This window comes from Streptomyces taklimakanensis (assembly GCF_009709575.1).
GTDB classification, from domain to species: domain Bacteria; phylum Actinomycetota; class Actinomycetes; order Streptomycetales; family Streptomycetaceae; genus Streptomyces; species Streptomyces taklimakanensis.
Genome location: NZ_WIXO01000001.1, coordinates 5,310,763 through 5,323,117 on the forward strand (window position 1 = coordinate 5,310,763; position 12,355 = coordinate 5,323,117).

10 protein-coding genes are annotated in these 12,355 nt (G+C 74.3%); 7 read left to right on the plus strand and 3 right to left on the minus strand.

Going from position 1 to position 12,355, the window contains the following annotated elements:
- Window positions 1-49 precede the first annotated feature (49 nt).
- Window positions 50-1,333, plus strand: coding sequence for a GAF domain-containing protein (locus F0L17_RS23390; RefSeq protein WP_162466615.1), 1,284 nt, complete (start codon window positions 50-52; stop codon window positions 1,331-1,333).
- 489 nt (window positions 1,334-1,822) lie between these two features.
- Here F0L17_RS23390 and F0L17_RS23395 read toward each other — a convergent pair whose 3' ends face one another.
- Entirely contained in the window at window positions 1,823-2,653 is an 831-nt protein-coding gene (locus F0L17_RS23395; RefSeq protein ID WP_155072587.1) for an MOSC domain-containing protein, read from the minus strand.
- A 39-nt stretch (window positions 2,654-2,692) separates the two neighbouring features.
- Window positions 2,693-3,190 carry a DUF6643 family protein gene (locus tag F0L17_RS23400; RefSeq protein ID WP_155072588.1) on the minus strand — a complete coding sequence of 166 codons (498 nt, stop codon included), beginning with the start codon at window positions 3,188-3,190 and terminating at the stop codon, window positions 2,693-2,695.
- A 262-nt stretch (window positions 3,191-3,452) separates the two neighbouring features.
- On the opposite strand from F0L17_RS23400, the gene F0L17_RS23405 reads away from it, so the two are divergent.
- The 5 genes from F0L17_RS23405 to F0L17_RS23425 all read left to right on the plus strand — a co-directional run bounded on the left by F0L17_RS23405 (window position 3,453) and on the right by F0L17_RS23425 (window position 9,017).
- Window positions 3,453-4,691 (plus strand): TerD family protein, encoded by a 1,239-nt coding sequence (locus F0L17_RS23405; RefSeq protein ID WP_155074093.1) that lies wholly within the window; start codon window positions 3,453-3,455, stop codon window positions 4,689-4,691.
- 124 nt (window positions 4,692-4,815) lie between these two features.
- A complete protein-coding gene (locus F0L17_RS23410) occupies window positions 4,816-5,610 on the plus strand; it encodes an aspartate/glutamate racemase family protein (protein WP_162466616.1) in 795 nt (264 codons plus the stop codon).
- Between the two features lie 25 nt (window positions 5,611-5,635).
- Entirely contained in the window at window positions 5,636-6,133 is a 498-nt protein-coding gene (locus F0L17_RS23415) for an NUDIX hydrolase (protein ID WP_155072589.1), read from the plus strand.
- 41 nt (window positions 6,134-6,174) lie between these two features.
- Window positions 6,175-7,011, plus strand: a complete 837-nt coding sequence (locus tag F0L17_RS23420; protein WP_155072590.1) for a 3-hydroxybutyrate dehydrogenase — start codon at window positions 6,175-6,177, stop codon at window positions 7,009-7,011.
- 113 nt (window positions 7,012-7,124) lie between these two features.
- Window positions 7,125-9,017 carry a helix-turn-helix domain-containing protein gene (locus F0L17_RS23425; RefSeq protein WP_155072591.1) on the plus strand — a complete coding sequence of 631 codons (1,893 nt, stop codon included), beginning with the start codon at window positions 7,125-7,127 and terminating at the stop codon, window positions 9,015-9,017.
- A 37-nt stretch (window positions 9,018-9,054) separates the two neighbouring features.
- Here the strand turns inward: F0L17_RS23425 and F0L17_RS23430 are convergent, their stop codons facing one another.
- A complete protein-coding gene (locus F0L17_RS23430) occupies window positions 9,055-10,494 on the minus strand; it encodes an MFS transporter (protein ID WP_155072592.1) in 1,440 nt (479 codons plus the stop codon).
- 1,331 nt (window positions 10,495-11,825) lie between these two features.
- On the opposite strand from F0L17_RS23430, the gene F0L17_RS23435 reads away from it, so the two are divergent.
- A complete protein-coding gene (locus F0L17_RS23435; protein ID WP_162466574.1) occupies window positions 11,826-12,227 on the plus strand; it encodes a MerR family transcriptional regulator in 402 nt (133 codons plus the stop codon).
- The last annotated feature ends 128 nt before the right edge of the window (window positions 12,228-12,355 follow it).

Sequence of the window (12,355 nt, forward strand, 5' to 3'; positions counted from 1 at the left end):
CGCGCCGTCCCCGTTGCGGTCACACCGTCCGTGGCAGCACGATGACCGTGTGCTCAAGCAATGGCTGGCGCTGGAGACGGGCGCCGATCCGGCCGAACGGACGGTGGCGCTCCGCCGGGCCCACGAGGCGTTCCTCACCGGGGGCGAGATCGGCGCCCCCGTCCGGAGCCTGATAGCCGACTCCTGGCGCCGGTCGGCCAGGGCGGCGGTCGGTCCGGATCACGTGGCCGGCGTCGACCTCGCCGAGGAGGACCTCCGGGCCCACCGCGAGGCGCACCCCCTGGCCCGGGTCATGCCGCTCTTCCGTGAACTGCTGGGCACCATCGCCGAGGACGGGGCCCACCTGCTGTCGGTGTGCGACGAACACGGGCGGATGCTGTGGGTCGAGGGGCCCCCGCAGGTCAGGCGGCGTGCCGAGCGGATGAACTTCGTCCCCGGAGCCCGCTGGGACGAGGCCCACGCCGGCACCAACGCCCCGGGCACCGTCCTGGCGGTCGGCCACCCGGTACAGATCTTCGCCGCCGAGCACTACTGCCGTCCCGTGCAGCCCTGGAGCTGCGCCGCCGCGCCCGTCAGGGATCCGCGCACCCGTCGCCTGCTGGGGGCCGTGGACATCACCGGCGGCGACCACCTCGCCTCCCCGCACAGCCTGGCCCTCGTCCAGGCCACCGCCCGCGCCGCCGAGGCCCAGTTGGCCTCGCTCGACCCGACCGCCGTCCCCGTGCTGGAGGCGCTGGGCCGGGACGAGGCGCTGTTCCACGGCGGGCTCCCCGCCGGCGGGCCCGGGCCGGTGCGGTTGGGGCGCCGGCACAGCGAGATCCTGCTGCTGCTCGCGGCCCATCCCGACGGACTCTCCGGCGACCGGCTCGCCCTGGAGCTGTACGGCGAGCGTGACGTCAACCCCGTCACCCTGCGCGCCGAACTCTCCCGGCTGCGGCGGCTGCTGGGCCCCCTGTTGGCCTCCCGCCCCTACCGGCTGACCACTCGCGTGGCCACCGATCTCGACACCGTCGCCGATGCCCTGACCGCGGGGGAGCCGGGTACCGCGCTGGCCGCCTACCGAGGCCCGCTGCTGCCGCTGTCCGACGCGCCCGGCGTGGTCCGGCTGCGGCGGGCGTTGGAGGACCGGCTGCGGCGGGCCCTGGTGGCCCACCGGGATCCGGAACTGCTGGACACCTGGGTGCGCAGCCCATGGGGCGAGGACGACCTGGAGGTGTGGGAGGCCCTGGTCGACGCGTTGCCTCCGGGGGCCAGGACGGTGCCCGCCGCCCGACTGCGCGCCCTGCGGGACTCCTACGGGCTCGGCTCCCGCGCCGTCGGCGCCCCCCGCTGACACCCCGCCGGCCGAGGCCGGGCAACCTTCCCGCAACCTTCCGTTGCCTAACGTGGCGACGCGCATCCACCGCCGGGCCGGCCCGCGGCACCGCCGCGGGCCGGCCGACGCGGTGGGCCCGACCGCTTCGCGGAACGACGTCACAAGGTTCCCGGCCGTACGGCGGTGCCTGGCTCCGGCCAGGCGAACGGCCCCGTGACCGCCGGCGCCGGGAGGGCTGCCCCCAGGGGCAGTGCGCGACCCGGGAGCGGGGCATGGAGCGGCGTCCCCCTCCCGGAGGGTCCGTGGTGGCGCGGCGGAACCGCACGGCCTGCTTGACGGCGAGCAGGGCGGGCGGTGCCGGCGGGGCCCGACGTGTGCGGAGCCCCCTCCCGCCGCGCCACCTCCCGCACCTCCTCCGTCCGCCTCCCCGTGTGGCGGGGAGCGTGCGGGGCGGGGCGTGCGGGAGGAGGGGACCCGTCCCCTCCCGGAAGGACGTCCGCAGGGGAGCTACTCCAGGACCTCGAAGACGTCGCCCGTGCGCAGGACACCGGTGTTCTCCGGGACCAGGTTCTGCCCGAACACCAACCGGTCGCCGAAGCGCCGGTGTCGGGCCAGGGTGCGCAGCGGCTCCTTGCCCCGCTCACCCGTGGACTGGTCGGTGGTGGTCACCACGCAGCGCCCGCAGGGCTTGGCGACCCGGAAGGAGACCTCACCGATCCGTACCCGGCGCCAGGCGTCCTCCGACCACGGCGGCGTGCCCTCGACCACCACGTTGGGTCGGAAGCGGTTCATGGGCAAGGGGCCCTCGTCCGGGTGATCCCCCTGCTCTATCAGCAGGTTGAGGGCGTCGAGGGAGGAGGCGGTGGTGAGCAGCACCGGGAACCCGTCGGCGAGACTCACCGTCTCACCGGGCAGGCCGTAGGGCGTGGCGATCGGTCGTCCGCGGTCGGGCTCGTCGAGATGGACCAGGCGCGCCTCGGTGCCCAGGTACTCCGTCAGCCAGGCGTGCGCCTCCTCGGCCGCCGGCACCACCTCGACCTTGGTGCGCCACACCTCGACCACCGTCGGCGGCTCCGAGGAGGGATCCGGCACCTCGACGGTCAACGGACGCATCCCCGGCGCGGAGAGCCGCAGGCCGCCGCCGGGCGTCCACCCGGCGGCGGCCAGTGCCATACGAGGGTGCTCGCGCTGGGTGAGCTGTACGCCGCCCGGACCGGCCACCATCCAACGCCGGTCCCCCGACAGTCCCCATGGCTCCACGACGGCACGTGTGGTACCGACACCCGCGAGCGACTTCACCGGGTAGAGGTTGAGCGAGGCCAGCGTGGACGTGGTCATGTGCCCATCCTGTCACCCGGATGCGACAGCGGTGGTCGGTCAGTAACCACGCCCCTGATACGGGTGGCCGTACGGCTCCTCGTGGGAGGGGTACGGAGCCGGGGCGGGAGCGGGAGCCGGCATCTGCCGCGGCGGCACCGGACGGGGCGCTGCGACCGGACGCATCTGCGGCTGGTTCGGGTGCTGGTGGCCGTAGCCGCCCCGCGGTGCCCCGGCCTGCTGCGGGATGTACGGGGCGGGGGTCTGCTGCAGCGGTGCGGGCTGCTGCGCGGGCGCCGGCTGGTGACCCGGGGGCGGATAGCCCCGTGCCGGGGCCGGCTGCTGTGTCTGGTAACCGGCCCCGGACGGCAGCGCGGGAAGCGCGGACGGGAGGGACGGCAGGTGGTCGGCGGTCTCGTAGGGGGCCGCCGGGACGCGGATGGGAGCGATCTGAGGCTTGCCCCGCTCGGCGACCAGGCTGTCGTAGATCGGGGTGTCAGCGAAGGACGGCGCGCTGTAGTAGCCACCGCCGCCATAGGTGCTGCGGGGGGACGTCATGCTCATAAGTTAAGCCCACGATGTGCTGGTTGGGGAGAGTGGCAGGAAGGTCATTTGACGGGGTCTCCTCGGTCATCGAGCCCCACTGAGGTCAAAGACGGGGAAAACGGTCGATCCGTTCCCGCGGGCCGGGAAAAGATCCGGCGGAGAAATCGACTTCTCCCGCGCCCCTCCGCGGGAAGCCGCCGGGTGCGAGTAGGTTGGTCCAAGGCCGCGCCACGGGCGCGGGACGGTCCGGACGGCGGAGGGGGAAGCGATGAGCATGCCCAAGGGCACCAACGTCCCGATCCCCGCGGACTCGGTCCGCGTGGAGATCGGGTGGCGGACCGGACCGGGGGTGCCGGACGTGGACGCCTCGGCCCTGCTGCTGGCCTCGGGACGGGTGCGCTCCGACGGGGACTTCGTCTTCTACAACCAGGCGCGGCACGCCTCCGGCGCCGTCCGCCACGAGGGCAAGCGTCCCACGGGCGCCACCGTGACCGATACCCTCGCCGTCGACCTGGCGCGGGTCGAGCCCGACGTCGAGACGGTCGTCATCGCCGGATCCGCCGACGGCGGCGCCTTCGGCCGGGTGCCCGGGCTGTACGCGCGGGTGCTCGACGCCGGCAGCGGCGCCGAACTCGCCCGGTTCGACAGCCGGGACGCCACCGTGGAGACGGCCTTCGTGCTGGGCGAGCTGTACCGCAGGCAGGGCGCCTGGAAGTTCCGCGCCGTCGGCCAGGGCTACGACAGCGGACTGGCCGGACTGGCCGGCGACTTCGGGATCACGGTCGACGAGCCGGCCCCCGCGGCCGCCCCGCCCCCACCGCCCGCCCCCGAACCCCCGCCCGCCCCCGTCCCCCCGGCGGCTCCGCCGCGACCCGCACGGCCGACCAGGATCACCCTCACCAAGGAGGCGCCACGAGTCTCCCTGACCAAGCAGGGCGGCACCTCCGGCGCGCTGCGGGTCAACCTCAACTGGCGGGTGCACAAGCGGTCCGAGGGCTGGGGCGCCAAACTGGGCCGCGCCATGGCCGGGCACTCCGGCCTCGATCTGGACCTGTGCGCCCTGTACGAGCTCGCCGACGGCCGCAAGGGGGTCGTCCAGGCGCTCGGCGACGCCTTCGGCTCGCTGCACCGGCCACCGTACGTCCACCTCGACGGCGACGACCGCACCGGTGCCGTCGAAACCGGTGAGAACCTGACCGTCAACCTCGACCACAAGGACGAGCTCCGGCGTGTCCTCGTCTTCGTCACGATCTACGAGGGCGCCCGCAGCTTCTCCGGCCTCCACGCCACGGTGACGCTCACCCCGCAGCACGGCGCGCCCGTCGACTTCTCCCTAGACGAGTGCACCGTCCCCTCGTCCGTCTGCGCCCTGGCGCTGATCACCAACGACGGCGGCGACCTCGTCGTCCAACGCGAGTCGCGCTACCTGGTCCCCGAGCGGGGCGTGAGTCCGCAGCGGACGGTGGACCAGGCCTACGGATGGGGAATGCGGTGGACGCCGGGCCGCAAGTGACCTCCCGGCCCCCCGCCCCGGGCCGCGCCGGCCGACGCTCCGCCCCCGTCCGGGCCGGCCGTCGGACACCCGGGAAGCCCTCCGGCGGGCGACACCCCCGGCCCGTACCCGTACGCTGTAGTCCGTGAAGATCGCGCTTCTGGACTCCGGGATCGGGCTGCTGGCCGCCGCCGCCGCGGTGCGGCGCGCGAGGCCCGACGCCGACCTCGTCCTCTCCTCCGACCCCGCCGGCATGCCCTGGGGGCCGAGGACCACCGACGACATCACCGACCGCGCCCTGGCCTGTGCGCGGGCGGCCGTCGCGCACGGCCCCGACGCGCTGATCGTCGCCTGCAACACCGCCTCCGTGCACGCTCTGCCGGTGCTGCGCGCCGAGCTGGAGCCCGAGGTGCCGGTCGTCGGCACCGTGCCCGCCGTCAAACCGGCCGCGGCCGGCGGCGGTTCCGTGGCGGTCTGGGCCACCCCCGCCACCACCGGCAGCCCCTACCAGCGCCGCCTCATCGCGGACTTCGGCAACGGCGCGGCGATCACCGAGGTGCCCTGCCACGGGCTGGCCGACGCCGTGGAGAGCGGCGACACGGACGCCGTCGACGCCGCCGTCGCGGCGGCGGCCGAGCTCACCCCCGACGGAGTGCGGGCCGTGGTGCTCGGCTGCACCCACTACGAGCTGGTCTCCGACCGCATCCGTGCCGCCGTCACCGCCGAGGGGGCGCCCGAACCCGCCCTGTACGGATCGGCCGCCGCGGTCGCCGCGCAGGCGCTGCGCCGCGCCGGACGGGCCCCCGACCCCGGGGCGAACCCCACCGGAGGCCTCACCGTCCTCCTCGGCGGACGTCCGGGCGAGCTCCCCGGGGCCGCCGTGAGCTACGCCGAGGGTCGGCTGCTGGCCGCGGTCGGGGCCGTCCGGGCCGCCGGCTGAGCGCGGGGACGCGTAGGCTCGCCGCATGGCGACTCCCGAATTCATCCGTCGGTTGCGTGCCGGTGTGGGCCGGCAACTCCTCTTCCTGCCCGGGGTCACCGCGGTCGTCCTCGACGACGCGGATCGGGTCCTCCTCGGCCGGCGGGCCGACAACGGTCTCTGGTCGGTCATCGGCGGCATCCCGGAGCCCGGGGAGCAGCCCGCCGACGCGGTGGTCCGCGAGGTACACGAGGAGACCGCCGTCCACGCCGTCCCCGAACGGCTGGTCCTGGTGCAGACGCTGGCCCCGGTGCGGTACCCCAACGGCGACGTCTGCCAGTTCGTGGACATGACCTTCCGGTGCCGGGCGGTCGGCGGCGAGGCACGGGTCAACGACGAGGAGTCCCTGGAGGTGGGGTGGTTCGCCCCGGACGCCCTGCCGCCAATGGAGGAGTTCGCGCTGACCCGCATCGAACGGGCACGGGAGGACGACGGAACCACGTGGTTCGAGACCACCACCGACGTCCGAAGTATGGGTGTGTGACACATCGGTGGGGGAGCGGACCCTTGTCTAGGGTGCCGGCCATGACCGCGCCGCGAACCCCGCGTGACGAGCCCGCCTCCCCGGCCGTCCCCGCCGCCCCCACCGCCCCCACCGCCCCCCTCGACCTCGGCGGACGCACCGCCCTGGTCACCGGCGCCGCCGGGGGCATCGGCCGGGCCTGTGTCCTGCGCCTGGCGGCCGCGGGCGCCAGGGTGCGCGCCGTGGACCGGGACGCCGACGGGTTGAGGGGACTGGCCGACCTGGCGGACGGACTGCCCGGCGCGGTGGAGCCCGTCCACCTCGACCTCACCGACCTCGACGCCGCCGAACGGGCCGCCGACGGAACCGACGTGCTGGTCAACAACGCCGGACTGCAACTGGTGCGTCCCCTGGAGGAGTTCCCGCCGGACGTCTTCCACACCGTACTGACGGTGATGTTGGAAGCCCCCTTCCGGCTGGTGCGCGGTGCCCTGCCCCACATGTACGCCCGGGGCTGGGGGCGGATCGTCAACATCTCCTCCGTCCACGGGGTGCGCGCCTCCGCCTACAAGTCCGCCTACGTCAGTGCCAAGCACGGACTGGAGGGCCTGTCGAAGGTGGTCGCCCTGGAGGGAGCCGCGCACGGCGTCACCTCCAACTGCGTCAACCCCGCCTACGTGCGCACCCCCCTGGTGGAGAGGCAGATCGCCGACCAGTCGAAGGCGCACGGCATCCCCGCCGACCGCGTGGTCTCCGAGATCATGCTCGCCGACGCCGCCGTCAAGCGGTTGATCGAGCCCGAGGAGGTCGCCGAGGCCGTCGCCTACCTGTGCGGCCCCCGGGCGTCCTTCGTCACCGGTGCCTCGTTGATGATGGACGGCGGCTGGACGGCACACTGACCCGCGCGCCCCCGATGCACCGGGGACCGGGGCACGGCGGACGCGCGGGCGGCGCACCACCGCCGGCGCCCCGACTCTGGCGCACCCGCGGACCGGCGGGTATCCCTGTGCCCATGTCCGAGCACCCCGCCCCCGGTCCCACCGAGCCCGCCCCCGCCGAGACGGCGCCCCTGGAGTTCCTCGAACTTCTGGCCCGCGGCGCGCCGGTCGAGGAGTACGAGCGCCCCGGACTGCGCGGCCACGACCGGGCCCGCCTGCTCGCCCTGCGGGTACGGGCCGAACTGGAGGGGCGCCGCAGACGCGAGGCGGAACTGACCGCCCTGTTCGAGACGGCGCACGACCTGGCCGGTGTGCGGGGCCTGGACGACGTGCTGCGGGCCATCGTGCAGCGCGCCCGCTCGCTGCTGGGCGCCGAGGTCGCCTACCTGACCCTCAACGACACCGAGCGCGGCGACACCTACATGCGCGTCACCGAGGGCTCCGTCTCCGCCCGCTTCCAACAGCTCCGCCTGGGCCTGGGGGAGGGGCTGGGCGGCCTGGTCGCGCAGACGGCCCGCCCCTACGTCACCGACGACTACATGCGCGACGAGCGCTTCCTGCACACCCGCACCATCGACTCCGGCGTCCGCGACGAGGGGCTGGTGGCGATCCTGGGCGTACCGCTGATGCTGGGGCGCGAGGTGATCGGCGTGCTGTACGCCGCCGACCGCCGGATCCGCGTCTTCGAACGCGAGCAGGTCGCCCTCCTGGCCTCCTTCGCGGCCCACGCCGCCGTCGCCATCGACACCGCGCGGCTGTTGGCCGAGACCCGTGAGGCGATGGCCGGACTGGAAGCGGCCAACGCCATCATCCGCGACCGCAGCGCCGCCATCGAGCGCTCCTCGGAGGTGCACGACCGCCTCACCGAACTGGTGCTGCGCGGCGGGGGCGTCGAGGACGTGGCCGCCGCGGTCTCGGAAGTCCTGGACGGGGACGTGGAGTTCGCCGATGGCGAGGGGGCGCCCACCCGGGCCGTCGAGCGCTCCCGGCGCGACGGCCACGCGGTACGCGACGGCGACGCCTGGATCGCCGCCGTCGCCGCCGGCGGCGAACTGCTGGGCGCCCTGGTGCTGCGCGGGCACCGGAGGCTCGACCCGGTGGACCAGCGCACCCTGGAGCGTGCCGCCATGGTCACCTCCCTGCTGCTGCTCGCCCGCCGCTCGGCCGACGAGGCCGAACAGCGGGTGCGCGGCGAACTCCTGGACGACCTGCTGGACGCGGCCGGTCGTGATCCCCGACTGCTGCGCGAACGCGCCACCCGGCTCGGCGCCGATCTCGACGTCCCCCACGTCGTCCTCGTCGCCCGCCCGGCCGGCGAGAGCACCGGCCGACGAAAGAGCGCCGATCGGCAGCGGCTGTGGTCGGCCGCCTCCCACCTGGCCGTCACCCGGCACGGCCTGGCCGTCGCCCGCGACGGGGGCACCGTGCTGCTACTGCCGCTGCGTTCGGGCGAGAGCGCCGGGAACACCGCGCGGCAGGTCGCGACCCAGCTCGGCTCGGCCGTCCGCGCCCCGGTCACCGTCGGGGCGTCCCCACCGGTGGCCGCGCCCGCCGCCGACCCCGGCGCGGTCGCCGCCGCCTGTGACGAGGCCCGCCGCTGCCTGGACACCCTGCGGCTGCTGGGCCGCCACGGCGACGGCGCGGCCGCCGACGACCTGGGCTTCCTGGGACTGCTGCTGGCCGACGGCCGAGACGTCGACGGCTTCGTCCACCGCACGCTGGGACCGGTCCTGGAGTACGACGAGCGCCGCGGCACGGACCTGGTGGGAACCTTGGAGGCGTACTTCGCGTCCGGCTCCAGTCCGGTCCGCACCAAGGACGTCCTCCACGTCCACGTCAACACCGTGGCCCAGCGGCTGGAGAGGGTCGGGCGGCTGCTGGGGAGCGACTGGCAGAGCCCGGAGCGGGTGCTGGAGGTGCAGTTGGCGCTGCGGCTGTACCGCGTCTCCGCCGCCGTCGCCCCCTGACCACCGGCACCGCCCCGAGCCGCCGGCCCACCGCGGCTCAGCGGGGTCCCGCCGCCGACACCGAACCGGAGGACGGGCCCGTGTCCGCGCCCCCGTTCCCGTCGGCCGCGCCGTCCACGCCGTCCACGCCGTCCTCGCCGATCCGCTCCAGGTCCCGCATGCGGGTCTCCTTCGCGACGCCGACCGCCAGCAGCGTCAACAGCGCGGCGGCGATCAGGTACAGCGCGACCGGGGTGGCGCTGCCGAAGTCCGCCAGCAGCGCGGTGGCGATCAACGGGGCCGGGGCGCCGGCCGCCACCGACGAGAACTGCGAGCCGATCGAGGCGCCCGAGTAGCGCACCCGGGTCGCGAACAGCTCCGAGAAGAACGCCGCCTGCGGCGCGTACATCGCACCGTGCAGCACCAGACCGACGGTGACGGCCAGCAACACCGGGCCGAAGCTCTCGGTGTCCAGCAGCCGGAAGAAGGGGAACGCCCACAGGCCGATGCCGGCCGCGCCCAGCAGGTAGACCGGACGACGCCCCCACCGGTCCGAGAGCGCGCCCCAGACGGGGATGACCGCGAAGTGGACCGCGGAGGCGATCAGCACCGCGTTGAGCACCGTCTGTCTCCCCATCTCCAGGTGCTTGGTGCCGTAGGTCAGGACGAAGGCGGTGATGACGTAGTAGCCGATGTTCTCGGCCATCCGCGCGCCCATCGCGATCAGCACGTCGCGCCAGTGCTCCCGCAGCACGGTCGGCAGCGGCGCGGCCTCCGCCGCCTCCCCCTCGGCCTTCCGGGCCTCCGCCTTCCGGGCCTCGGCCCTGGCCAGCGCCGCCTTGAAAACGGGCGACTCGTCCACCGACAGCCGGATCCACAGGCCGAGCAGCACCAGCACCCCGGAGAGCAGGAACGGCACCCGCCACCCCCAGGACTCGAAGGCCGGGTCGGGCAGCACCGCGGTGAGCACCGCCAGCACGGCGGTGGCCAGCAACTGCCCCGCGGGCGCGCCGGTCTGCGGCCACGACGCCCAGTAGCCGCGCCTGCGCGCGTCGCCGTGCTCCGAGACCAGCAGCACCGCGCCGCCCCACTCGCCGCCGAGCGCGAAGCCCTGTACCAACCGCAGCATGGTCAGCAGGACCGCCGCCAGGGAGCCGATCTGGGCGTGGGTGGGCAGCAACCCGATGGCGAAGGTGGCGCCGCCCATCATCAGCAGACTGACCACCAGCAGCCGCTTGCGACCGAGCCGGTCGCCGTAGTGGCCGAACACCAGCGCGCCCACCGGGCGGGCGACGAAGCCGACGGCGTACGTCAGGAAGGCCAACAGAGTGCCCACCAGCGGATCGGAACCGGGGAAGAACAGTTTGTCGAAGACGAGCGCGGCGGCCGACCCGTAGAGGAAGAAGTCGTACCACTCGATGGTGGTCCCGATCAGGGACGCGGTGACGACACGCTTGAGACTGGAGGGGGCCGGCGGAGCGGCCGCGGGGGAGGACATCGGCACCACTTCCTGGCGTTCGCGGGGACGTTCGTGTGCCGCCACACCGTAGGAACGCGCAGGTCACGGGCGTATGTGGTGGGACACCACAGTTTCGTGGGCCGGAGTGCGCGCTCCCGCCATGCCGCAGGGAGGCACGCGGCCGACGTTCCCGCGAGGGGTCCGACCGGGCCGGACGGGAGGGTGTCCGGGTCGCCCTGCTCGGATGTGGTTCGAAGGCGCGGCGCCGACTCCCGTGCTGGTTCGATGCCGGCTACGTCGCGTAGAACTCCGGCATGAGCCACAGACCGGACACCGTCGCACCCCGGCGACTCGCGAGCCACGGCCGACGGGCTGCATCGGTGCCCGGCGTGCGGACCGGGCACCATCTCGGTGGTCGTCCGCCGCTGCGCCCGACGCAGCTTCGATCCGAGCCCCCAAGGGCGTATGGCCGAGTGCCCGTTCGTGCTGCTGTGCCGTTCCCGCCGACTGCGGACCCGCCAGGGAACGCCGCGGCCTCTGGGGAAGTGCAGCGCATAGGATGCTTCCCGGAGCGAGAACAAGGTGACGAGCCGTGGGTGATATGCGCCGTATGGCGGCTATGCCGGACTCTTTGAGTCTGCTCGGAAATCGCGGTTCCGGCGGATGGAACCGCAGGCCGCTCGGTGTGCTCCCCGCACCCGCGGGGATGGCCCCTGATCGGCCGCCGCGATGCGACTCCTGCTCGCGTGCTCCCCGCGTACGCGGCACCCGCGGGGAAGATCCTTTTCGGTGATGAAACGGGCCGTGCTGGCGGCGTTTCTCGGGGGACGTGGCGCACCGGGGCACGGCTTTGGCCGGCTTGCCGCGAGGCCGGGGCCGATCGACCGCCGGGCCGGTGCTGACTTCGTAGGGCCAGCAGCGGGAGGACCGCGGGTCCGAACTTCGATCGGGTGGGTTGCCGTACCACTCGATGGCGGTGCCGATCAGGAACGGGGTGACGGCGCGCTTGAGGTCGGGGCGGGCCGGCCCCGCCGACGAGCACGGCGCCGGAGCAACCGAGGCCGTCCGGGCGTGCGTGGCCACGCGCCTCGCTCGGAACCTCGTCGGAGGCTTCGGACCCGCCCCTGGTGTACGCACGGGCCGCGCGAAACGCGCCGATCGGTCCGGTGCGCCGGTGTGGGGACTGGTGCCGAGGCAGTCGGGGCGGTGTTCCGTCCGGGAACAAACTCTACCCTGACGTGAGGGATGGTTGCGGCCGTGGTCCTGTGAATCCCAGGTGAACCGCGCGCGGGAGCTTGTGATTCGCCTCACCCGGTAGGGTTGGGGGTTACGGATCCGAAAACCGTTCGGATGGCAGAGGGGACGCGGCAGTGACGGACGAGCGGCGGATGCGGATCGGTGAGGTGGCCGAGCGGACGGGCCTGTCGCTGCGCACCATCCGGCACTACGAGGAGGTCGGCCTGGTGGTCCCCTCCGCCCGCACCAAGGGCGGCTTCCGGCTCTACACCGCCGCCGACGTGGACCGGCTGATGGTGGTGCGCCGGATGAAGCCGTTGGACTTCTCCCTGGAGGAGATGCGCGACCTGCTGTCCATCACCGACCGGCTCTCGGATGCCGGATCCCTGGCGGAGGCCGAGCGCGAGCGGCTGCGCGAACGCCTGGACGCCTACCGCAGGGTCGCCGACGCCCGCTGCGAGACGCTGCGCGCCCGGCTGATGGCCGCCGAGGACTTCGCCGCCACCCTCCGCGGCAGACTCGCCGCCCACGACTGAACGATCACGACGCGACACCAACGGCGCCGCGTTCGCCGTGCCCTGCCGTGGCGGGACCCGCGCGGCCCGCGGCCGGTCTCGGGCAGGTGACGCGAACCCGCTGGTCGATGGGTCGATGGAGCGATCCC